This window comes from Streptococcus sanguinis (assembly GCF_019929225.1).
GTDB classification, from domain to species: domain Bacteria; phylum Bacillota; class Bacilli; order Lactobacillales; family Streptococcaceae; genus Streptococcus; species Streptococcus sanguinis_J.
In genome coordinates this window covers 165,481-189,223 of the sequence record NZ_JAHZPA010000002.1, presented here as the reverse complement: position 1 = coordinate 189,223, position 23,743 = coordinate 165,481, and the positions used below count along the sequence as shown (strand labels likewise).

Here is a 23,743-nt window from a genome sequence, read left to right as displayed (position 1 = left end):
ATCGTTTCCTCTATTTTACTAAGTCAATGAAATTCTTGATAGACGACAAGCCGTCCGGCGTGCCGATACTTTCTGGATGATACTGAAAACCATAAATAGGCAGACTCTTGTGCTGGATAGCCATGATCGAGTTATCATCAGCCGCCCGAGCCGTCACTTCAAAGTCCTCCGGCATCTCTTCGATTAAAATCGAATGATAGCGCATGACCGGCTGCCCATCCTCTATCCCTCGATAGATAGGAGAATTCCCCTCAAAACGCAGAATGCTTTGCTTGCCATGCATGACTTTGGGAGCCAATCCTAGCTTTCCGCCAAATACTTCTGCAATGGCTTGGTGCCCCAAGCAAATCCCCAATATCGGCTTTTTACCAGTAAAATCGCGGATAAGCTCTTCCATCCGTCCTGCATCTGCTGGCCAGCCTGGACCTGGAGACAGAACCAAAGCATCTGCTTCTTCTGCCGCTTGATAAAGTCCTGCATCATCATTACGCAAGACCTTAACTTCTGCGAAATTGCCGATATACTGGGCTAGATTGTAAGTAAAAGAATCATAATTATCAATCAATAAAATCATTGCACCCCTCCTATCTTGGTCATTGATTTGGCCTTGTTGATGGTTTCTTGGTATTCATTAGTAGGGATCGAATCATAAACAATACCCGCTCCAGCTTGAACATAAGCTCTGCCGTTTTTCAAAATCATAGTCCGGATAGCAATGGCAAAATCCATATCGCCTGTCGCAGACAGATAGCCAATAGCACCCGCATAAACACCACGTTTTTCCTGCTCCAACTCATAAATTCGCTTCATGGCTCGAATCTTAGGTGCACCCGAGACGGTGCCGGCCGGCAGGGTTGACTTGAGCGCATCCATAGCTGTCAGTTGGGGCAAAAGCTGACCACGGACTACACTGGTCAGATGCATGACATAGCGGAAATACTCCACTTCCATGTACTTAGTGACTTCCACGCTGTTATTCTGGGCAATTTTACCGATATCATTACGCCCTAAATCAACTAACATGCGGTGTTCCGCCACTTCCTTCTCGTCAGCCAGCAACTCCTCTGCCAAGGCTTTATCTTCTCTTTCATCCTTCCCGCGCGGTCTGGTCCCAGCGATAGGATTGGTTGTAACCTGACCTTGCTTGACAGAGACCAGACTTTCTGGGCTGGCTCCGATAATCTGATAATCCCCGAAGTCATAAAAGTAGAGATAATTGGAAGGATTGGTTACGCGCAGATTGCGATAATAATCCAGCGGCCTACCAGAATATTCTGCTGAAAAGCGTTGACTAAGCACACATTGGAACATGTCGCCCTGCCGAATCAAGCTACGCGCTTCTTCCACCATTTTTTCAAAAGCTGTCTGCTCGATATGACTCTGAAAGTTCAAACTGGACAGTTCCAGTGGTGAAAATTCATCTACCGCAGGCTGCGCCAGCTCAGCCATGATACGCTCCAGACTAGCAGCCAAATCAGCTTCGCTTCTATCACTGTAGAGGGCCTCCTCAAGGATATAGACCTTGTCTTTTTTATGGTCAAAAACCATGTAACTCTCATAGACGAAAAAGTGCATATCCGGCGTCCCAATCACATCATCTGGAATCTGCCCAATCTCCTCATAGAGGGAAATCATATCATAGCCGACAAAGCCGATAGCTCCTCCGCCAAAAGGCAGTTCTGAATGATGGCCTTTTTTTACGGCTAACTCATGCAGATAGTCCAAGGGATCTGCCTTGATTACTTGCCCATTCTTTGTTAGCTGGCCATTTTCATAGCGAACTTCAAAGACTGGGTTATAAGCTAGGATAGAAAAGCGAGCTGTCTCGCTATCTCTTGGAATACTTTCCAAAATCACCTTGTGGTCGCCCTGAATCCGCATATAAGCCAGAATCGGCGATAAAATATCAGCTGGTAAAATCTTTTGCATAATTTTTCTTTCTATTTAATCAGAAGCGTTTAAGGAGGAGTAATTTGCTAGCTATGACTGCATTCACAAGAACAGATAGCACCTGTCCACGGTCATAACTTGCCCCAGAACTACAGAAAAACGCCCGCACAGTTCATCCTGTGAGGGCGTATCATCGCGGTGCCACCTCAGTTATGGAGTTTTCAGGCTCCACATCTCATTTACTTATTTACAGTCATTTAGATTCCTTTTAGTAGAAGGCAGCGTACTGGCTCATAGCAAAGTAAGCTAACAAAGTAATAAAAGTTCAACTAAAGGACTAAATGTTGACTCCAACAGCCCATTTCATAACTTCTCCTGCCTGTTTACAGCACCACAGACTCTCTGAAAGGAGAGATGTTACTACTCTTCTGCTGGGTATTTTATTTTCGTTTTTCTAGATAGTCGGCAATGGCTGCCACATCCTTATCTCCACGACCAGATACGTTGATAACAATGATTTGGTCAGATGACAATTGCGGAGCCCGCTTGATAGCTTCAGCAATGGCGTGAGAGCTTTCAATCGCTGGCAAAATTCCTTCCTTTTGTGTCAAGAGAAGCAAGGCATCCACAGCTTCATCATCTGTCGCTGCCACGTATTCTACTCGACCGGAATCTTTAAAGAAAGCATGTTCGGGACCAACCCCAGGATAGTCCAAGCCTGCTGAAATGGAGTAAACCGGCGCTATCTGACCATCTTCAGCAAAGACAGCGTAGGTCTTCATGCCGTCCACTACTCCGACACTTCCCTTGGTCATGGTCGCCGCATGCTGGTCTGTATCAAGACCCCGTCCAGCCGCTTCAACACCAACCAGCTTGACTTCTTCATCCGCCACATACTGAGAGAACGCGCCGATAGCATTGGAACCACCGCCTACACAAGCAATAACATAGTCTGGCAAGCGGCCTTCCTTGTCCAAAATCTGCCGGCGAGATTCTTCACTAATCACCTTTTGAAACTCATGGACAATCGTCGGATAAGGGTGAGGACCGACAGCAGAACCCAAAACATAGAAGGCTTCCAAATCGCTCATCCACGCTCCAAAGGCCGCATCTACAGCATCCTTGAGGGTTTTGGTGCCTGTTTCCACTGCATGAACAGTCGCTCCCATCATTTCCATGCGGAAGACATTGAGGCGCTGGCGCTCTACATCCTCTGCACCCATGTAAACATCGCACTTCATACCAAACTTAGCTGCAGCTGCCGCAGTTGCCACACCATGCTGACCAGCTCCAGTTTCAGCGATGACTCGGGTCTTGCCCATGCGCTTAGCTAGAAGAATCTGCCCCAAAACATTATTGAGCTTATGGGAGCCCAGATGATTGAGATCTTCCCGCTTCAGATAAATCTTCGCTCCACCCAGATGCTGAGTCAGACTTTCTGCAAAGTAGAGCGGAGTCTCCCGGCCTGAATAATCCGCCAAATAATGCCGGTATTCATTTAAAAATTCTGGATCATCCTTATACTTCTCAAAAGTAGCTTCCAATTCATCCAGCAAGGCCTGGATAGGCTCCGGTACAAAGGAGCCGCCGAATTGTCCAAAATATCCTTTAGTTTCTGTCATCTTGATTGCCTCATTTCTTTATTTTCAAGCAAAACAAAAGCCCACACACAGAAAAAATCTGTGTGAGGGCGTATAATCGCGGTGCCACCTCAATTATGGAGCAAAGTATAGACTGCCTCCATATCTCTGTCTTGTCTAACAACAAGCTGCACTGTAAGGTGTGCTCACCGAATTTTTATTGCTTCAAATTCATTTTTTGCATCAGCCCACTTCATAATCTTCCACTGCCTGCTTCCACCAACCACAGGCTCCCTGAAAGTAGAAAAAATTATTACTTTTCTGATGATTTATTTTATTATAGGCCTTTCCCTTTTTCTTGTCAAGAAAAAATTTAATTTTTTCTCCTAAATCCGAATCTTTCGCTGGCTAATCTCTTTTGAAAGCGTCGTCTTGACGATTTTTCCAGATTTTCTGACCAAGCTGAAATTCCCGCCAAGCCAGATAACCACCCAAAGTATTGGTCCAGAGATCATCAATCTCAAAGACTCGATTGGCGTTGATGAGAAGGTCCAGCAGAATCTGAGTCACTTCGATAGACAGACTCATCCCAAAGCTCAGCCATACGACCTTCTTTGTCTTCCTCAATTTCGGAAAGAGGCAAAGCAATTGAAAAATTAAGGGCGATAGTAGAAAGATATTGGCTAGATTTTGGATAAAGACCTTGGCCAGCTGGATCCAAGAAGTAATCTCGCCAATATTGACAAAGGAATTAAAAGGGATTAACAAAACTACTATTCGGCCAAAATACTGGATTCCAGGAGTTTCCATTCCTGGCTCTGGAACCTGAGGAATAAAGCACAGAATGCAAAGCATCAAGAAATAGAGCCAGCTTCCCCCTACCAGCAATTTCCGTCCCTTAGCAGTCAGCTCACCGTCTGAAGTCAGATAGTTCTTAAGGCTGAACATTTTCTACCAATGCTTTCTCGCGATCACGCTTCATGGTATTAGAACGCAGCTGACCGCAGGCTGCATCAATATCTGTACCATGTTCCTGACGAACCACGCAGTTGACTCCGTTTTTCTTGAGGGTATCATAGAAAGCCATCACGCGCTCTTTGGGACTGCGGCTGTATTGGTCGTGCTCGCTAACGGGGTTGTAAGGAATGAGATTGACATAAGATAGCTTCTTAATGTTCTTGAGCAGCTCAGCCAGTTCCTTGGCCTGCTCTACACCGTCATTGACTTCATTGAGCATGATATACTCAAAGGTCACTCGGCGGTTGGTCGTCTCAATATAGTATTCGATAGCTGCAAAAAGCTTTTCGATAGGGAAAGACCGGTTAATCCGCATGATGCTGGTCCGCAGGTCATTATTCGGGGCATGGAGGGATACAGCTAGATTGACCTGCACACCTTCATTGGCAAAGTCACGGATCTTATGAGCCAGGCCTGAGGTCGAAACTGTGATATGGCGGGCACCAATAGCCAAACCTTTATCATCATTGACCGTCCGGACAAACTTGAGCACATTGTCATAGTTATCAAATGGCTCGCCGATTCCCATAACCACGATATGGCTGACCCGCTCATCCTGACCACGCTCGTCAAAATACTTCTGAACCAGCATAATCTGAGCTACAATCTCACCGTTATTGAGGTCGCGTTGCTTTTTTATTAAGCCAGAGGCACAGAAGGTGCAGCCGATATTGCAGCCAACTTGGGTAGTCACACAGACAGAAAGTCCATAGTGCTGGCGCATGAGTACCGTCTCAATCAGCATACCGTCCGGCAGCTCAAAGAGGTACTTGACCGTACCATCAGCTGACTCCTGAACAATGCGCTGTTTAAGCGGATTGACGACAAACTGATCATTTAGCTTGGCAATCAAGTCCTTGGACAGATTGGTCATCTCTTCAAAAGACTGGACCCGCTTGCGGTAGAGCCACTCCCAAATCTGGGCAGCACGGAATTTCTTTTCTCCCTGAGCTTCCGCCCATTCAATCATTTCCTGGCGCGTTAAGCTATAAATAGATGGTTTCATTTTTCTCCTTTATTCTGGCGAATCACAAAATGGCGATTGCTGTCTTTTGGCTTTTTCTGCCTATCTTGCTGGGAATTGTTGCGAGAGCGTTTATTGTCTCTTTTAGAGCGGCTGTCTCGGTCTCGCTCACTTCTGCGATTGCGGTTGCTCCCAGAACGGCTATTGCGAGAACGTTTTGACCGACCTTCTGTCTCTTTCTTGCCATGCGATTTTTTATCAAAGGAAGCACGCTGGGGATTTGGATTTTCCAAGACAAAATAAGCACAGCCATAGCTGCAGTACTCCAGCAAATAGTCTTCTAAGCGGCTAATCTTCTCATCGCTTTCATTAGCCCGCTCGTCCTTGTAAAAACCGCGCAGGCGCAGCTGCTCATTGCCCCAGTCACCAACAATATAGTCAAACTTGGTGAGAATTTCTGAAAAACGCTGATGAAAGGCCGTCAAGTCAAAGCCTTCCTTATAGTTCTCAATCAATTCAAACTCGAATTTTTCTGCAACAATCTTGCTGTCAATCTGTTTAAACTCCGGTCCTGGGAATTTATTATAATTATACAATTCAGGTGAAATATCTTTACGCATACTCTTCCTTTAACAATCTTGGATAGTTTATCTACAACACCTTATTTTATCATAAATCAGCCAGTATTTCGCGGACTTTTCATCAAAAATACCTTTCTGAAAAAGTCAGACGATTTAAAGTAGAAAAGGCCAGCTGATTTTGTCTGTCTCACAAGAAAAATCTTAGCAAAAGCTAAGATCTTACTTGTTCTTTTTCAGATAGTCAATGGCGTCCTGCAGCGTTTTAACTGGAACAATTTTCATATCCGTTTTAATCTTCTTGGCTGTCTCCAGAGCCGTTTGGTAGTTGTTTTTCCCATTAGGAGAAAGCTTTTTCTCTTCCTCTGTCAGTTCATTGTTCGGTGCAAAGAAGATGTCTGCTCCGCTTTGGGCCGCTGAAACGACTTTCTTATCGATTCCGCCGATTTCGCCAACTTCGCCTTCACGGCTGATGCTGCCGGTCCCTGCAATATCGCGGCCATCACGAAGAGTCGGATCAGCCAACTGGGTATAAATGGCGAGGCTGAACATGAGACCAGCACTGGGACCGCCGATACCCTCAGTTGAAAATGTAATCGGAATACTGCTGCTGACTTCCGTCCGGTCTATCAGACTAATCCCAATCCCGTTCTTACCGTTCTCCAACTTGATGACCTTACCGGTTGCCGATTTCTCCTGACCATCTTCTTGGAAAGTCACCTTGATTTTATCCCCAAGCTTCTGCGAGTTGACATACTTGACCAGTTCCTCAGAGCTTTCAAATGTCTTATCATTGACACCAGTTACCGTATCAGCAATATTGAGAACTCCCTTGAAGGTTGAGTTATCAGCCACCTGTAGGACATAAACTCCCAGATAGTCCATTTTGATCTCTTTACCAGCTGTCGTCAACCCTTGATATTTAGCCATATTTTGTGATGTTTCCATGTAAAACTGGTTGATCCGATTGAACTCCTCATCCGTGGATCCCCCTGTCATATCCTTGGCGGAATAAATATCTGTAAAAGGGGTCAGCCAAGCATAGACCAGATGAGCAAAGGTTGCCTGCTCTACTCCGACCGTCACAAAGTTGTAGGAACCCGCTTCCTTGTCGGCCTTATTATCAACCAGCAAGACCTGCCGAACATCCTCGGCACCACCAGGAACTTCTATATAATAAGGCAGACGAACCCAAAAAGCTGCTATAAAAAAGGCAATAGTGACGCCAATGACCGTCGGCCATAGATACTTCTTAATTCTTTTCATCGTTGATTCTTTCTAATTCTTTGATTACACTTTGGGGCACATAGGCCGCGATATCCTGCTGAAAAGCAATCAGCTCACGAATACGTGATGAACTGATATGCTGATAGACTGGTTTGCTGAGCAAGAAAATCGTCTCCATTTCTCCTGCCAATTCCTGATTGAAAAAGTTCATATTGGCTTCATAGTCTAGATCTTGACTGTTACGGAGACCGCGCACAAAGGCTTGGGTTCCTAGTCTTCTGGCCACTGTCACTGCTAGCTCATTCTGAGAAGTGATGACCTCGACATTTCGCAAATGTTGCAGAGCTTCTTTGACTATCCGTTCTCTGGCTTCAATTGTGAAAAAGCCAGACTTTTCCCGATTATAGAAAATCCCTACATAGAGCTTGTCAAAAAGCCTGCTGGCCCGCTCAATCAGGTCCACATGGCCCTTGGTCATCGGGTCAAAAGACCCTGTGAATAATCCTATCTTATCTGACATACACCGTCACCTTTGAAATTCCATATATCTTCTGCTTCCAAATGCCTAGCCCTGCAATTTCTTCCGGCAATTCCACTTCCTTGTCTGTCTCACAGACTACCAGGACATCTTGACCCAAGAGCTGGCGCTCCTCTAGCTTCTCAAGGTCCTCCACAATCTGCTCCTTGGCATAAGGCGGGTCCAAGAGAACCAAGTCAAAAGACCCTGTCAACATTTCCAAGGCTCGGCCAGACTCCATCTTGAGCAAGTCAAAACGTTCCGGCTCCTTGGTCATCTGAATATTCTCTGAAATAATAGCCTGAGCTCTGCGATCTTTCTCCACTAAGACAGCCGTCTTCATACCTCGCGAAATAGCCTCAATAGCCAAACTTCCGCTCCCAGCATAAAGATCTAGCACCCGACCGCCGTCAAAATAGGGACCAATCATATTAAAAATTGCCCCCTTGACCTTATCGGTCGTAGGTCTAGTCGTCTTGCCGTCCAAAGTTTTGAGGGACCTACCCCCGTATTTACCTGCAACAACTCTCATAAAAAACATTATAACACACATCGCACAAGAGGCCAATTTTTTGAAAACTTGACAGATAAAAAACAGAAGTCCCCCAAATTAGAGACTTCTGCTTTCTTTTAGTTTTAGTAAAAAATCAATTAATTCAGGCTGACAGTCTGCCTTATCCAAGATCAGTCCCATTGACCGACCAACCATGATATAAAAAGTTTCTGGCTTGTCTATGATCGCCACAATATCTTGGTAGTCAAATCTGGCATTATTATTCCGATTAACAACACGAAAGTCTGTCTCATAGAAGCTAAACTCCTGCTCTATATCATGCCAGAGAGGGTTGCCTCTATAAAACTTTTTAATATGTCGATTCATGGACAGATAGTAAAGAAAAGGAAGGACAGCCACAGTAACAAGAAAAGCTAGGCCTGGCAAAGGTTCCCCGATTAAAAAACAGATTGCACCGCATATCAGCACCACTATCTCAGGGAGAATCAGTGAGAAGATGCCATTCTTTTTATACCAAAAATTGGTCCAAGCGAAACGGCGATAAGCTTCTTCTGTCATGGTCTTCTTTGCTGGCATAAGAAACATCTATCTACGATTTACTTCCTTCACTATTGCTAGAAATAACAATACTCAAGAAAGAACTTGCTTTTCTTGATTCCATTTGTTATACTATATGTAACCTTTAAAACGTTACATAGGAGGTGTGATATGTTTTCGCATGAAAAATTAAAAAAACGCCGTTTGGAGCTTAATTTGACACAATCTTCCATTTACCAAGAGCTTGGAATTTCCAGAAAAACTTACTCTGCTTGGGAAAATGGTCTAGCAGAACCCCACGCAAAAAATCTCAGGAGGTTGGCCACCTGTCTCAAGGTCCAAGAGAACTACTTTGTGGATGAAACCAGCGCACTCTACACCTACCCTTTACTAACCCCACCCCATAAAAAGGAAGTAGACAAGCTCGCTAGTCGGCTCCTAGAAAGACAGCGCAAGGTTAGCTCTCTTACAGCCTATAAGGTTCTATCCGTTGAGCTGGCTGCAGGTCGCGGGCACAGTTACTACGACAATGAAACAGACTACGAAACGGTCTACTTTGATCAAGATATCCAGCATGACTTTGCATCCTGGGTCTCTGGGGATTCTATGGAGCCCAAGTATCCCAATGGCTCTGTTGCCCTTATGAAACAGACAGGGTTTGACTACGATGGGGCAGTCTATGCTCTTATGTGGAATGGTAAGACCTATATCAAAAAAGTCTACCGTGAAGCTGAAGGTCTACGCCTAGAGTCTATCAATCCTGACTACGAGGATCTCTTTGCTCCCTATGAAGACCAACCTAGCATTGTTGGTATCGTCGTCGGACATTTTCTGCCGATTGAGGTGTAAGTTATGGTCCTATTTGATTATTCACGCGAGCCTCGTTCAGACATCGCTTTTGTGGATATGAAAAGTTTTTATGCCTCTTGCGAATGCATTGCTCTCGGCCTTGACCCTTTAAAAACCTCGCTCTGTGTTATGAGCCGAATTGAAAATTCTGCCGGACTGATACTAGCTGCAACCCCTCTCTTTAAAAAGAATTTCGGCAGCCAAAATGTCAGCCGAAGCTATAATCTTCCTTTTGATGTCCACACCCGCAAGTTCAACTATGCTGCTGCCCGCAAGCAGGGACTGCCGATTACAGCAGATTATGTGCGCTTTATTGAAGATGCGGCTCAAAAGACCTTATTGGTCCCACCTCGGATGAATTACTACATCCAGAAAAATATGGAAATCCAAAAAATTTTCCAGGACTTTGCAGCTCCCGATGATATTTTTCCCTACTCAATTGATGAGGGCTTTCTAGATTTGACAAGCTCTATCAACTACTTCATTCCCGATCAGACGCTGGACCGCAGGACCAAACTGGACCTGCTGGCTGCCCGCATTCAACAGGCTATCTGGAAGAAAACCGGGATTTATGCCTCTATCGGCCTGAGCAACGCCAATCCACTTCTCGCCAAGCTAGCCTTAGACATTGAAGCCAAACACACAAAAAAGATGCGGGTCAACTGGTCCTATGAAGATGTTCCCAGAAAGGTTTGGACCATTCCGACCATGACTGATTTTTGGGGCATTGGCCACCGAACGGCCACCCGCCTTAAGAAGTTAGGTATCCACTCCATTTATGATTTAGCTCACTTTAACCCCGATATTCTCAAAAAAGAAATGGGAGTCATGGGCCTGCAGCTTTGGTTTCACGCTCACGGCATTGATGAAAGCAATGTGCACAAGCCTTATCAGGTCAAGTCACATGGTCTGGGCAATTCACAAATTCTCCCCCGAGATTATAGACAGCAGGCAGAGATTGAGCTCGTTTTCCGAGAAATGGCTGAGCAGGTCGCCATTCGTCTCAGACGCTCTGGTAAGAAATGCCAGCGTGTCTCCATCTATGCCCGTTATTCCAAGCAGGAGCTCCTGCCTTCCATTCATACACAGAAAAAAATTGAGCCCACTAACAACAGCGATCGATTGGCTCAAATCGTCGTTCAGCTTTTTCGTTCCAAATATCAGGGCGGGGCTATCCGCCAGATTGGCGTTTTTTACAGTGACTTTGTCAATCAAGGTTATGGTCTGATTTCTCTCTTTGACGATCCTCTGCAAATTCAAAAAGAAGAGGAGCTCCAACAGACAATTGACCGCATCAGAGATCGCTTCGGCTTTGCCTCTCTGCTTAAGGGAAATGCCTTGCTGGGCTCCTCCCGTGCCATCGCTCGAAGCAAGCTGACAGGTGGTCATTCGGCTGGAGGGCTGGAGGGCTTATCATGACCGACCGCTCCTACCTCCCCTATCAGTCAGCTCGTGACTTTCAGGATCGGGGCATGGCTAAGTGGGCTGGCTTTTTCCTCTCTGAACACAGCACTGCTTTGGCCAAAAAAGAACTAGATATGAGCCAATTGCCCCAACTTGATAGACAGGAAAAATTCCACTTGCTCAGTCAAGCCTACAGCCAGCAAGTTCCCATCCGAATCACCTTTCTTAATAAGGAAAGGCTGACCGACATTACTGCTACAATCTTTCATCTGGACTGCAAGCAAGTCCTCCTGCAGAAAGGTGACCATTACAAAGGCCTTGCTATCCATCAGATTCTTTCGATACATGCTTCAGGAGGCGTAGATGACCACTCAGAATGTACATGAGGAACTTCAATTCGACTATTTTTCCCAGAATTACTATCAATTTCAAGAGGATTTTTATCAATTTTCCAATCTTCCCCAGCCTCTGATGGTCATGGAAGATGACATACTACTCCACATGGCCAGCCGCCAAGCCACTTATTTCAAACTCTCCAAGATCAAAAGCTTGGATAAAAAGGATCATTACTTCCACTTTACCGTCAGTCGACCAGACCAAGCAAACCGACTCTGCATTTACCACTATCAAGGCCAAACAGAAGATATAAAGCAATAAGCTCCCAAACTAAGTCTGGGAGCTTATTGTAGGGAACTGTCCATCTACTAGAATCTTCTCAATTATTTATTGCTTTAAGTCAGGTAAATAACTTTAAAGATTTGAGCCAGCTATATTTAAAGCCAAGAAGCGCCATTCTTTTTAGGTTATCTATTCAGTTCATTTGTATAAACTAATTTCATACTAAAAACACCCCAATCGTTAGATTTTCTGTCTAACTTTTGGGGTGAAAGTCAAAGCGAATTATCTTTTCTTTTATTTTTTATCGGTGTCAAAATTTTTACAAGAATTATTCATCAAACAGTCCTTGCAAACCGGCGAAAGGATTGTTCTTCTCTTTTTGAGCTTCCTGGGCAGCGGCAAATTCCTCTTCCGTCATAACTTGCCAGTCCTGACCTGACAGAAAGCCTTGGCCGGCTTCTTCCTCAGCTGTTAGGATTTTCAGCGGGATATTCATTAAGATATTGTCAGCTACACTCTCAGCTATATTAATCTCGCCATTTTCAATCGGAAGCACCAAGTCCTGATCAATCATATCCTGCGATGCAGCCTGTCCTTCTTCCATGAAAATTTCGTTGACTAGATAAGAATCCTTGAGCTCCACGGGCTCCATACTGCGACTGGACGTCAAGGTAATGGTATAAGACAAGTCATAATCCAGAAAATAGAGACCATCTTCATATTGAACCTTTCCTTTGGCTACAATATCCTGAACGTCTAAAATCTCAGGATTGCGCTCTTTTAACTCCTCTGCCAAGTCCAGCTTTTTCTCAAAAGCTAGACCATCTGGATTCTTCCGAATTTCTTGAATATGCAACATAAGTTCCTCTTTGCTTTTTTCTTTATATTATATCATGTTTGAGCGCTACGATGTTATTGAAAATTATTTTGTTATAATAAAATGCAAGGAGGGAAAACAATGGAACATCTAGGACAGGTTTTTAGATTTTTTCGCGAGGCTAGGCACATCTCTTTATCTGAGGCGACTGGCGGAGAATTTTCAAAATCTATGCTCTCTCGCTTTGAAAATGGGCAGAGCGAACTTTCGGCACAGAAACTTTTTAGCGCTCTCAGCGCCATTCACACGGAAACGGAAGAATTTACCGTTGCAGCCGGCATCCAGGATCATCATTCTCACAAGGAACTCTTAAGCCAAATCCAAGACCTGTTGCAAGCCAATCAGCTCGACCTCTTAGAAGAACTTTATCTGGAAAAAGAAAAAATCACTCAAAAAAGCAAGCGCGCTAGCGATTGGGTTGAGCGCCTGATTGTAAAGGCCTATCTCTGTGCCCTCAAAGAGTCTGAGAAGGCTAGCCCAGGCGAGCTGGATTTCCTGCATGATTACCTCTTTTCAGTTGATATTTGGGGGCGCTACGAGCTCAATCTCTTCTCTGTCTGCACTCCAGTTTTATCCCTAGACTTGTTTTCCCAATACACCAAAGAAATCCTCTCAAGAAAGGATTTTGCCGCCTTGTTTGCCAACAACCGCAACACCCTGCACACTACTTTTCTTAATGGATATTTGCTGGCCATCAGTCAGGAAAATATCACCCAGGCAGACTATTTCCAACAAGTCATTGAGCGACACTTTTATGAAGAAAATGAGACTTACTTCCGAATTGTCTATCTCTTTGCTCAGGGAGAGTTAGCTTGTTTGAAAGGGCAAACAGAAGAGGGGCTTTCGCAAATGAAGAAAGCTGTCGATATTTTCCGAATCTTGAACTGTCAGCATAGCGCTGACTACTATCAAGAAGCCCTTGATACTGCTTTTCAAAAATATAGCAAATAATGCAAATCTCCACTTTTAAGCTCAGCGATGTCGAGTTGAAAAGTGGTTTTTTTATGCAAAATATACTCCAACTTACTCATCTTAACAATTGCACCCAAGAATCGTTGAATATATGCAATATTTCCTGCTGCTTAGGTTTTCTATTTTATACTAAAAGCAGAAAGAGCTCTCGCAAGTCACTTTCAGAATTTTACCACTTACTTATGAGACCTAACCAGTTGCCGAAAAGCCCTTGTTTTTGGCTTTAAACGGTCTATAATGGTCATCAGAAAGAGAAAAACAAAAGCCAGATTACAGATGCACCCAATCAGCTTTTAGACAATCTTGCAGTTTAGAAAAGGAGTCTACGATGAAATTATTCTTTAAAAATGGGGTCTATGCCTCACTCAGCCTTTCCCGAATCTTCAACACCTTGGGAGCTTCTATTTTCAATATTGTTTTTGTGGTATTTGCTTCCAGCATGCCCAATCCCAAATTTGCTATTGCCGTGGCTAATTTTATCGTTCTAGTTCCGACATTCTTTACTATCTTTGCTGGTATCAAAGCTGACAAGACCGTCCATAAAGCTCGTTGGCTGATTCATTTTGGTTATCTTCAAGCCCTGCTCTTTATCCTTGTTGCCTTCATGACTCGCTCCAGCTCTTATCTAGCCTTTTCAGCCGTCTGCTTGATGAATATTCTTTCAGATATTATCAGCGACTATCGGAGCGGTCTCCAAATGCCGATTTTAAAAAAGAATGTTCCAGAGAAAGACCTTATGGAAGCCTTCTCTTTTACCCAGCTTATCAGCTTTCTCTGCAGCCTGGCCGGACAAGTTTTGGGAGTTTGGCTCTTAACCGTCAGCCAGCAAGACTTTTTCCTAGTGGCTTTGGTCAATGCTTTAACCTTTCTCCTATCCTCCACCATACTCTACCTGGTCCGCCGCAGATTGACCCATGACCCAGTGGCAATTTCTGAGAAAAAAGCTCCTCTGAAAGAAGAATTGAAGAAAATGTACACATCGTCCAAGCTCATTTTTGAGCAGGAAGGCTCTAACAATTTTCTCAAACTGCTGGCTCAAATCCTGATCGTCAACGCTATGGCAGGTTCTCTTATAGCTCTTTACAACCTCTACTTGCTGGACAATCCCATCTTCCAGCTGTCCTTTAGTCAGTCTCTCTTGGTTCTTCAAACAGCTCTTGTCCTAGCCATGGTCGCAGCCAGCCTGACGCCCAACGATTACTTTAGCCGCCTCTCTCTAAATCAACTAACCCTCTGGGCTGCTCTCACAATGATTCTGCTTGCTATCAGCAATTTCTTACATCTGCCTGTTTTCGTCGGCATTGCTTTTGGTTTTTTACTAGCTTATATCTCTGGCAAGATCAATCCCAAAATCAACACCCTCTTACTGAGCAAATTACCTTCTAATGTTCTCGCTCAGACTTCCAGCTTTCTGAGTCTGCTCTTTTCTTTCTCTGTTCCCTTTGGTACCATGGTCTTTAGCAGCCTAGCCCTCTGGAATATGAACGCTAGCTGGCTCATCTTCAGCATTATCGGTGTGATTGCTCTGCTCCTATCTATCGAAAAAAAGAAAGATGTTAAAGAAAGATGATAGATCAATTTTGTTTTTATATTTGTTCTCCTAAAAGACAGCAAAAACGATAACTTCCAAACAAGAAGTTATCGTTTTTGTGTATTAGAAAGCTAAAGATTAAGTTTCATTTAGCCTATTCTATTGCTATTAGTTCCAGCCGAAGCGTCTGCCTCTACCATTGCGGTCAAAGTACATCCAACTTCCATCTTCCAGCTGAATCCATTTATTGCGCGCCATTTCTCCTGAATTGGCATCAAAGTAACGGTTAGCACCATTGACATAGACAATCTTACCTTTGACTTGCTTGCCATTTTGATCGAAGTAAAGGGTTTGTTGGCCAATCTGCTGCAAACCTGTCACTGCTTTACCAGCCTGATCGAAGTAGTACCATTCGTTCTTGGCACCTTCAACAAACTTGTTGGCTGCCATTTCTCCTGAGTTGGCATCGAAGTAACGGATTGATTTATCAGCCAGAGTTACTAGCTGTCCTTTGACTTGCTTACCATTTTGGTCGAAGTAAAGGGTTTGTTGACCAATCTTCTGAAGACCTGTCACTGCTTTACCAGCCTGATCAAAGTAATACCATTCGTTCTTGGCACCTTCTGCAAACTTGCCGACTGCCATTTCTCCTGAATTAGCATCGAAGTAACGGATAGATTTATCAGCCAGAGTTACTACTTTACCTTTGACTTGCTTGCCATCTTGGTCAAAGTAAAGTGTTTGTTGGCCAATCTTCTGAAGACCTGTCACTGCTTTACCAGCCTGATCAAAGTAATACCATTCGTTCTTGGCACCTTCCGCAAACTTGCCGACTGCCATTTCTCCTGAGTTGGCATCGAAGTAACGGATACTCTTGTCTGCAAGTGTCACGATTTTACCCTTGACTTGCTTGCCATCTTGGTCAAAGTAAAGTGTTTGCTGGCCAAGTTTTTGAAGACCTGTTACTGCAACACCATCTGCTCCGAAATAGTACCAGTCACTTGGATTATCACCTTGGGCAAAGCGGTTAGCAGCAGCATTACCTGAATCCTTATCAAAGTAACGAAGTTTACCATCTTTGGCACGCGCAATCTTGCCTTTGACTTGGTAGCCGTTTTGGTCGAAGAATTGCTGATTGCCGCCCATAGTTACCAGACCTCTAGCCATGACACCCTTGGCATCAAAGTAACGCCAGTTTTGACCATCAGTAGTGTAGTAACGGTTGAGAACTTGGGCGCCAGTCTTATCGTAGTAGTACTGATTGCCGTTTTCATCTTCACGGAGAGAATCACGCAGCTGAATACCATTTTTGAGGAAATAAACTTGCTTGCCATCAATTTCATGAGCACCCGTTGCTAAATAACCTCGTTTATCGAAGTAATACCAATTTCCATTTTCATCTTGGATAAAGGAATTTCTAGCTTGATAGCCACTAGTTGAATAGTACTTGAATCCAGTAGTATCTTTGACAAATCCTGTGTAAGCATTCTTATTAACTAATTGCTTAGGCAGTACCATCTCACCATTCTTGTTGTTGAGATATTCGTTGCTAGCCCAGTCCTTAAGAACATAGTAAGCTCCGCGTCCTAAGATATTGGTACCGTTGAAGTGTTTAGCAGACCACTTGGTAATCTTCTCATCAGTCGTCATCTTTTGACCGTTGGAAATCTGTACTCGTTCAAAGATTTCTGGATATTTAGCTTTGAGTTCATCCAAGAAGGCTCCACCATACTTGCCTTGATAGTCTGTACCATTCGTTTTAGTATTGGCAACGTAAAGATTTTCCTTGATTTCTGCGCCTTCACGGTAGGTTCCGTAGTTGTTGACACGAGTTGCTGTTACCACTTCCTTGCCTGGCAGGTTGTAGATTTGGTCTGGCACCCAGTCCGCAATGGCTTGGATATTGACACTGTGAAGAGCACGGAGAGCATTGAGCAGGTCATCTAAAGAACCATATTTATTGTTCTTGCTCATAGCCATATCATAGCGGTCTTCAAAGGCATAACCATTCTGGATGATAGAATCTAGGAAAGTACCGTCTTGGCTAGATACGTACTGCGGTGGCAGCTCAAATGAAGTCACTCCCCATTCCTTGAAGAGGTTGACATTTTTAGCAATGACTTTATTGGTATACTGGTCATCGCGAGTTGCAAAGTCTTGGAAGTTAGAGAAGCCTTCGTAAATCAGCTGAGAATCCAGAGCAGGGCTAGATTCGTAAACCTGACCGCTGGCATTTTTCTTCTTGCTAGCTGTTACGCGCGCATCCTGATTCTCTTTAGCACCAACTGGTACCCAAACAGCTAGATAACCAGAAACTTGGATATTGCTGTAGCCTGCGATATCGTTCATATCAAAGGTCAAAATACCATTAGCATCAGTCTTCTTCCAGAGAGATTGCGGCACTTCTTCGTCAGTTAAATAGCGGGAAATGCCATCTTTGGTCGTCAAGAGCACAGGACGGTAGTATTGATTCTTATGGGCTGCTCCCATATTGACTTGCAGTTTATCCCATTCGTTAAGTTTCAGATTCGGATTATTAGAAGCAATAACTGCCATCCCTTGGGTGCGAGTTTCTGCTGTTCCTTCATCTGTTGCTTCGTTAGCACCAGTACCGTAACGAACAGAAGTCAAAATTCCATTGTAAGACCATTTATCAGCCTCACGAGGTACACCCATATAGGTGACTTTCATGTCCTGACCACCAGCTACATACTTAATCCGAGCCCGCAACAGGGCATCGATAGCATCGTGGTAAGGAGATTTTTTCTCCATATATTGACCGTCATCTGTGTAGAGATCACCATAGTAGACCCGAGTGATGGAGTCTTTGTTGGAGAGCATGAGAGCATGAGCAGTTGGGATATTGAACTGCGTATACTTCTTGTCGGCCTTGCGCATATCTTCGTTGTAGATCTTGAAGGCTTGCTTGAGCTCATCCATGGTAAAGGTCAAACCATCCGTGTTTGGATTGATATTTTCCCGGATGATGTCGGCAATAACGGTTTGTACTTCACTGTCATGAGCCCGGACAAAGATATAGTTGGCCATCCGCTCGCCATTTTTCTTTTCAGAAGAACGGTCATTCAGACTATTCGTAATCGTTGGCTCTACACCGCTACGGATAGAAAGCTTACGCATGAACGAATAAAGCAAGGACAGACGAAGCTTGTTATCAATCGGTAATTGAGCACCCTTGGTGTCTTTGTTGTAGTCAGGGTCGTTGTCAGACCAAGCTTCTAAGATAGACAGATGCTTAATAGCCTGCTCTTCACTTTCTCCAACCTTGTAGCGAGACTTGAAGTAGTCAGAAGCAATTTGGAGCAAGTCCGCATTGACATTGTCCACCGCATCGACACGGACTCCGTCAAAGTTAGCAGTCGGATCATTAGCTACGATGCTGCCGAAATTCATCATAAAGTGCAGCCAATTGAGTTGCTCAGCCTGAACAGCTGGATTAGAGTTGTCAAAGTCGTTGGCTAGCAGGAACTCATAACCACCGTTTGACTTGTCAATGAAGTACTTAGGTGTACCAGTTTGGCTGGTAGGTGTGCGGTTGAGGATGCGGTACTTAGAATTAGCATGAGAAGTCTTATCACTATTGGTATAAAGCAGAGCTCCGCCTTGCAAGTGGTCCTTATTAGTACCAGTTGTTTCAGACTCTGTCTTGATATTCCAGTTTGGCTGAGTTTTGACAAATGCGCCCATCAGTGTTCTCAGCCATTTAGTATCGCCTTCTTTACCAATTCTTTCTTCAATTTTGCGCTGAACCTGCTGAGAAGCACCTGTCAGGATAGCTTGTTCCACTTTGTTTTCAAAAGCTCCTGCTCCCAAACCTTGCTGGTTCATATAGTTGAGATAGCTAACCTGCGTTTGCTTATCAGGCCACCAAGCCATTAAAAGTGGACGCAAGTCAGTCTCTGTAGACGGAGTCCATGTTTTTCCATCCTTGAGGATAGCTTTTGGACGATACCAAGTATCCGCTGTCAGGTAGCCGTCAACTGTTTCAATATCCTTTTCCGTAGTGCCATGGAAGGCATTCATTCTGCTAAATTCATTGTTGAGGCTGCTAGTACCTTGCTGGAATTGATACTCAGCTGAATCAACCAAGGCTCCGGTCTCTGCATCGAAATAAAGAACTTTTCCATTAAGCTCAACTGCAAAATTCTTTTTAACTGTACCGTCGTCCTGAACATAGTATTTCTTGCCATCAATGGTCTTGATGTGAGCTAGCACATCATCATCATGCTCAGTATTAACAGGCGCCGCTTGAGCTTGAGCAGCACGCATTCTTTCAGCTATCGCTCCCTGTCTTTGAACCGGTTCTGGCAAGCGATCTTTCTTTGCAACCTTTGGATTTGCAACAATTTTGTCTGTAACAGTCTTTTTTGCTTGTTTGTCAGCAGCCTGCTTTTGAACAGTTGCTGGACTTGCTTGTCTATCCTGAGCAATTGCTTCCGTTTTAGCTGCTTCTGATGTTGCGTTAGCTGCTTTTGCTTCTTCAGCAACGGCTGCCTTTTCTGTAGCTGCTGCTTCTACCTGCTTTGCTGGTTCTTGAGCATCGGTTTTAGCTACTGCCTCTGTAGTTGCTGCAGCTGCTTCAGCTGTCTTTTCAATGCTTGCTGGACTTGCTGCGGTAGCTCTGTAAGTTGCTTGGTCCGCAGAAGCTGTTTTTTCTGCTTCTAGTTTAGAAGGTGTAGTCGCTTGGGCTTCAATCGCCTGCTCTGAACTACTGCTCTGAACGGGCGTCTGATCTTTAACGGCCGCTTGTTCAGCATCATCCGCATGGACAATGCCTGCTTCAAGACCAAGTACTTTTGGTGCTACGAGGAGCGATAAAGCAGTCACGCCAATAGCTACCCAGTTCTTCTTAACTTTATGCATTTTATAATGAATTTTTTTCTCCATCATAAAACCTCCTTTTGAAATTAATATAAAGTTTTACCCTTATTTTAGTACATTTTTAGAAATGAGTCTATTTTATTTGCACATCTGCAACTGGGAAAGGCAAATTCTTTCAAACTGAGCTTTGAGCTTTTGGGCAACACCGAAGGAATCTAAAAATTCCAAAAAAGCTAGGCATTGCTCAATATCACTCAGAGCATGGTTATTCCCAACCTTATAGGAATAAAGAGCCCTATGATACTTAATCAGCATCCGATCATAGAGATCTGTCTCAGGGATTTTTGAATGGTCAAGATAATTTAGGAATCTCATAGCAACCAGCAAATGATTTCCCTCTATGCAGACGCTGATAACATTAAGCAGCATCTTGATAATACGCCGGCGATTCTCTGGTAGGTCATTATAAAACTGGGTACGATTAATCATCTCACTAGCAAAGGTTTCCAGTGTTTCCAAGGTCAAGAGATCCACACTATTAGTAAAGAGCCAAAGCTCGTAGCGTCCCCACTCCTCAACAGAAAAGAGATAATCGGTCAGAAATTCTATATCCTTCTTGCTAATCTGAAAATCTGGACTGCAGGAAGACAGGACCGCCCTGACAACAATTGTATTGAGCCTGTAATTCTTCTTCTCAGGGAATTTTTCAGCCAAAGCTTCCGAGCCAGCCAAAATATTTTGGAGCTTGACGACATTGTTTTCCTGATAAGCATCAGCTACTTTTTTTGAGAAGAGCGCATCATCCGCCTCAATGTAGTTATGATAAACATACTGAAACTCGTCTAGAGAAACGGCCATATTCTTCAAGCAGCAATAGAAAGAATCAAGCGTGATACCACTGACTCCCCGCTCAAAACGGGACAATTGCGCCACTGAAATATCTCCAGCCGCCGCTTCTTTAAGAGACATGTTTTTTGATTCTCTAATGACTTTGAAAATTTTTCCAAATGTTTTCAACATACCGAACCCCCGGTTTCATATATGCAATAAAATATTTTACTAAATTTAATATACTAGTAATATATTTCTATTTTGTTACAAAAAAACTACTTTGTATTTCTAAATGATACAAATAGATTAACTTGAATAATAAAATAACTCAATATAGTGATTTTTTCTGAAAATTTTATGGTTTTCAAGAAAATGCTAATTTTATAAGAAAGTCAGGAGGGTTCAACCTGACAACTTGAAAACACTGGCTTTTTTAAATCTAGCCTCCTTACTTATACAAAAATAAACTTGGATAATCTAAGGTTTATAGATGACTGAAATAAAACTGTAACAAAATCTAAACGAATATTTTTTAGACATGAATGAAAAGAAGTAAAATGAATCTGCCTAATGAACTAAAATAGATTTGACTAAAAAAAGAGGGAATAGAATCATAAAATTCCCCCTCTTCTATTCCCTTCCGTATCAATCAGGCCAATCAACCATGTGGTCATACCCTTCGTCTATGGAATAGCCTATACTACCACGATAAGAGTATTCTATCAATGATACTGACCCTTCAGTCAAGTCTTGGTCACTGTCGTTCTTGTTTAACTGGACTAACTTTCCGTCCTTAATTTTAGCAAAAAATTGCTTTTTGCTAGTAACATTATCCTTGTCTGTCTCCTCTATCTCAAAGACATAGTTTCCTGTCTGAAAGAGGGAATAGTCCATATCATGTAAGAATTTTTCTCCTGAATCTGAAGCAAAGAGTCTTTGCTTCAGATTCAGCTCAATTCTAATACTGATCCAAACATCTTCTTTTTGTAGCAATTTCTCATCAGTAAGATCAAAGATAGAATTTAACTTGAAATCTTTTTCCTCAAAGCTCTTGGGTTTTGAGCGCTTAGGATTAGTTATGTACTCTACAGAAACCTCTGTATTCCCATAATGAGGAATGATATTAACACTCTCATCTATATTATCTAGACTTTTTTCTACATTTTCTTTCGTTTTGATTAGATTTTCTTGACTATTTTCCTTTTGGAGAATAACTCGCAGGATGGGAGAAGGTGTTGTTTTCGGATCAATAAACGCAGCTTCTTCAATGCCTCCCGCCTTATTGACTCGAACTTCTTCATAAAAAGAATGCTTGCCAATAGTTACTTTAAATTTCCCAATTGGGTATATATCATTAAAGTCTGGATTATTCGAATCTTCTTCCCCGTATCTACTTGGTACAGTCTCTACCTTAGCATCCATATCCCGCTTTTTGTACTCCTGCTCCAAGCTGCTGAGAACTCGGCTGGTTCGTGTTAGTTGAGGAATGATAGGCTGAAAAAAAGCTACAACCATGAGCAAAGTTAGCATGCCATTAACCACATGCCCTGCCCAGAGCAGTGCCTTCTTTCTTTGTCCTTTGAGTCCATACCGAGCGTAAAGATAGCTGAGGAAAGACAAAATCGAGCATAGTGGCACAACCCCTATCAACCAGCGATAAGGTTCTATGGTTCGCGTATCTTTCAAAGCAGAGATGAATGGAAATAGCTGAAGCAACAGAGTCAGAATTAAACTGATTGGAGCCAGATGAAGCGAGTCCTTGCTTGTCTTTATACTCTGAATCAGCGAACGAAAGCTCAAAATCAGATAAATAAACAGATAGATCAGAACAACAAACTTAAAAATCATACTAAACATCATAAAATGCATTAATATGCTTGTCTTGCCTGAACTCAGAAATTCTATAGTAGATAGCATTAGAACTATAACTGCATAGCCACCCAAAGGGGCTATTATTATAGACAGAATCCAATTAACAATATAAAAAATTGCAAATAAATCTTTAGAGGCTTTTAGTTTTTTCATTATATTTCCTACTTACTATATTATTCGTCTATCATTATAGCATAAACAATAAAAAAACTGAGATTTCTCCCAGCTTTTACATATGCCTCAAGCGCTCCACCCGCTCTGAGATAGGAGGGTGCGTATAGAAGAGTTTCTTCAGTCCGCCTTCTTTTTTGGGATCGCTGATATAGAGAGCTGCACTGGCATCATCAACATGATGTTCCATAGGCTCGCTGCGATCTAGCTTGAGCAGAGCATTAATCATCCCTTGCGGATTGCGGGTCAGCTCTACACTGGAAGCATCAGCCAGAAACTCCCGCTGACGAGAAATGGCCAACTGCACCAAGGTAGCTGCCAGAGGAGCTAAAACGATAGCAATCAGCGATACGATAAGGAGAATAATTCCCAAACCACTATCGTTATCTCGATCATTACTACTGCGCCGTCCGCCACCAAACCACATCATACGGCCAGCTAGGCTAGACAACATGGTAATAGCACTGGCCAAAGCCACAGCAATCGTTGAAATTCGAATATCATAATTGCGAATATGACTGACTTCATGGCCAATCACTCCCTCAAGCTCCTCACGATTCATGATTTGCAAGATACCTGTCGTTGCTGCGACAGCTGCATTTTCTGGCTTAGAACCAGTCGCAAAAGCATTGGGAGAGGGATCCTCTACGATAAAGACACGTGGCATAGGAATCTGAGCGACCATGGCCATATCTTGAACAATATGGTAGAGCTCAGGCGCTTCCTGCTCAGAGACCTCACGAGCTCCATTCATCGCCATGACCACTTCTGTAGACTGAAAAATCATTACTCCGGCATAAATCGCTCCAATAATCAAGGCTAGCAAGACACCACCTACAGCAGACCGCAGCCAGAGATAGCCAATAGCTGCTCCAACAAGAGCCAAGAGACCGAAAAAAGCGATAAGGAGGAGCCAAGTCCTCCTTTTATTGCTGGCAATTTGATCAAATAACAT

The 23,743-nt window shown here is 43.4% G+C and carries 21 protein-coding genes and 1 other annotated feature; of the genes, 6 read left to right on the top strand and 15 right to left on the bottom strand.

Going from position 1 to position 23,743, the window contains the following annotated elements; genetic code table 11:
- Positions 1–10: 10 nt before the first annotated feature.
- The 10 genes from K1I80_RS05440 to K1I80_RS05395 form a co-directional block, all read right to left on the bottom strand.
- Positions 11–574, bottom strand: a complete 564-nt coding sequence (locus K1I80_RS05440; RefSeq protein ID WP_223313222.1) for an aminodeoxychorismate/anthranilate synthase component II — start codon at positions 572–574, stop codon at positions 11–13.
- Positions 571–1,929, bottom strand: coding sequence for an anthranilate synthase component I (gene trpE / locus K1I80_RS05435; protein WP_223313221.1), 1,359 nt, complete (start codon positions 1,927–1,929; stop codon positions 571–573). The genes K1I80_RS05440 and trpE overlap by 4 nt, the downstream gene beginning before the upstream one ends.
- A 401-nt stretch (positions 1,930–2,330) precedes the next feature.
- Complete coding sequence (gene trpB / locus K1I80_RS05430) at positions 2,331–3,512, bottom strand: tryptophan synthase subunit beta (protein WP_223313220.1); 1,182 nt, start codon at positions 3,510–3,512, stop codon at positions 2,331–2,333.
- A gap of 61 nt (positions 3,513–3,573) precedes the next feature.
- Positions 3,574–3,803 (bottom strand) — a binding site (T-box leader).
- A gap of 75 nt (positions 3,804–3,878) precedes the next feature.
- Positions 3,879–4,418: a VanZ family protein gene (locus K1I80_RS05425; protein WP_223313219.1), complete on the bottom strand. Its 540-nt coding sequence runs from the start codon at positions 4,416–4,418 to the stop codon at positions 3,879–3,881.
- Positions 4,405–5,493, bottom strand: coding sequence for a 23S rRNA (adenine(2503)-C(2))-methyltransferase RlmN (rlmN, locus tag K1I80_RS05420; RefSeq protein WP_002911938.1), 1,089 nt, complete (start codon positions 5,491–5,493; stop codon positions 4,405–4,407). The genes K1I80_RS05425 and rlmN overlap by 14 nt, the downstream gene beginning before the upstream one ends.
- Positions 5,490–6,071 carry a YutD family protein gene (locus K1I80_RS05415; protein ID WP_011836630.1) on the bottom strand — a complete coding sequence of 194 codons (582 nt, stop codon included), beginning with the start codon at positions 6,069–6,071 and terminating at the stop codon, positions 5,490–5,492. The genes rlmN and K1I80_RS05415 overlap by 4 nt, the downstream gene beginning before the upstream one ends.
- A gap of 180 nt (positions 6,072–6,251) precedes the next feature.
- Entirely contained in the window at positions 6,252–7,295 is a 1,044-nt protein-coding gene (locus K1I80_RS05410; RefSeq protein ID WP_011836629.1) for a SepM family pheromone-processing serine protease, read from the bottom strand.
- On the bottom strand, positions 7,282–7,776 hold the full coding sequence (coaD, locus tag K1I80_RS05405) for a pantetheine-phosphate adenylyltransferase (RefSeq protein WP_002921993.1): 495 nt from the start codon (positions 7,774–7,776) through the stop codon (positions 7,282–7,284). The genes K1I80_RS05410 and coaD overlap by 14 nt, the downstream gene beginning before the upstream one ends.
- Positions 7,766–8,314 (bottom strand): 16S rRNA (guanine(966)-N(2))-methyltransferase RsmD, encoded by a 549-nt coding sequence (gene rsmD, locus K1I80_RS05400; RefSeq protein WP_223313218.1) that lies wholly within the window; start codon positions 8,312–8,314, stop codon positions 7,766–7,768. Before rsmD ends, coaD begins: the two co-directional genes overlap by 11 nt.
- A gap of 69 nt (positions 8,315–8,383) precedes the next feature.
- The gene (locus K1I80_RS05395; RefSeq protein WP_223313217.1) at positions 8,384–8,872 is read right to left on the bottom strand and encodes a YcxB family protein; all 489 of its coding nucleotides are present in this window, start codon (positions 8,870–8,872) and stop codon (positions 8,384–8,386) included.
- A gap of 123 nt (positions 8,873–8,995) precedes the next feature.
- On the opposite strand from K1I80_RS05395, the gene K1I80_RS05390 reads away from it, so the two are divergent.
- From K1I80_RS05390 to K1I80_RS05375, 4 genes are read left to right on the top strand one after another with little or no spacing between them, the layout of a single operon-like run.
- Complete coding sequence (locus tag K1I80_RS05390; RefSeq protein WP_223313216.1) at positions 8,996–9,673, top strand: helix-turn-helix domain-containing protein; 678 nt, start codon at positions 8,996–8,998, stop codon at positions 9,671–9,673.
- 3 nt (positions 9,674–9,676) lie between these two features.
- A complete protein-coding gene (locus K1I80_RS05385) occupies positions 9,677–11,092 on the top strand; it encodes a Y-family DNA polymerase (protein WP_223313215.1) in 1,416 nt (471 codons plus the stop codon).
- A complete protein-coding gene (locus tag K1I80_RS05380) occupies positions 11,089–11,463 on the top strand; it encodes a hypothetical protein (protein ID WP_023915864.1) in 375 nt (124 codons plus the stop codon). Before K1I80_RS05385 ends, K1I80_RS05380 begins: the two co-directional genes overlap by 4 nt.
- Positions 11,441–11,734, top strand: coding sequence for a DUF5960 family protein (locus tag K1I80_RS05375; protein WP_223313214.1), 294 nt, complete (start codon positions 11,441–11,443; stop codon positions 11,732–11,734). The genes K1I80_RS05380 and K1I80_RS05375 overlap by 23 nt, the downstream gene beginning before the upstream one ends.
- A gap of 289 nt (positions 11,735–12,023) precedes the next feature.
- On the opposite strand, the gene K1I80_RS05370 is transcribed toward K1I80_RS05375, so the two are convergent.
- Positions 12,024–12,554 carry a YceD family protein gene (locus tag K1I80_RS05370; protein WP_223313213.1) on the bottom strand — a complete coding sequence of 177 codons (531 nt, stop codon included), beginning with the start codon at positions 12,552–12,554 and terminating at the stop codon, positions 12,024–12,026.
- Positions 12,555–12,653: 99 nt separating this feature from the next.
- On the opposite strand from K1I80_RS05370, the gene K1I80_RS05365 reads away from it, so the two are divergent.
- A complete protein-coding gene (locus tag K1I80_RS05365) occupies positions 12,654–13,523 on the top strand; it encodes an Rgg/GadR/MutR family transcriptional regulator (protein ID WP_223313212.1) in 870 nt (289 codons plus the stop codon).
- A 349-nt stretch (positions 13,524–13,872) separates the two neighbouring features.
- Positions 13,873–15,114 (top strand): MFS transporter, encoded by a 1,242-nt coding sequence (locus K1I80_RS05360; RefSeq protein ID WP_223313211.1) that lies wholly within the window; start codon positions 13,873–13,875, stop codon positions 15,112–15,114.
- Between the two features lie 129 nt (positions 15,115–15,243).
- Here the strand turns inward: K1I80_RS05360 and K1I80_RS05355 are convergent, their stop codons facing one another.
- From K1I80_RS05355 to htpX, 4 genes are all read right to left on the bottom strand, one after another.
- A complete protein-coding gene (locus K1I80_RS05355; protein WP_223313210.1) occupies positions 15,244–19,983 on the bottom strand; it encodes a glycoside hydrolase family 70 protein in 4,740 nt (1,579 codons plus the stop codon).
- Positions 19,984–20,052: 69 nt separating this feature from the next.
- A complete protein-coding gene (locus K1I80_RS05350) occupies positions 20,053–20,934 on the bottom strand; it encodes a helix-turn-helix domain-containing protein (protein ID WP_223313209.1) in 882 nt (293 codons plus the stop codon).
- Between the two features lie 456 nt (positions 20,935–21,390).
- The gene (locus K1I80_RS05345; RefSeq protein ID WP_223339015.1) at positions 21,391–22,770 is read right to left on the bottom strand and encodes an ABC transporter permease; all 1,380 of its coding nucleotides are present in this window, start codon (positions 22,768–22,770) and stop codon (positions 21,391–21,393) included.
- A 76-nt stretch (positions 22,771–22,846) separates the two neighbouring features.
- Positions 22,847–23,743, bottom strand: coding sequence for a zinc metalloprotease HtpX (gene htpX, locus K1I80_RS05340; protein WP_223313207.1), 897 nt, complete (start codon positions 23,741–23,743; stop codon positions 22,847–22,849).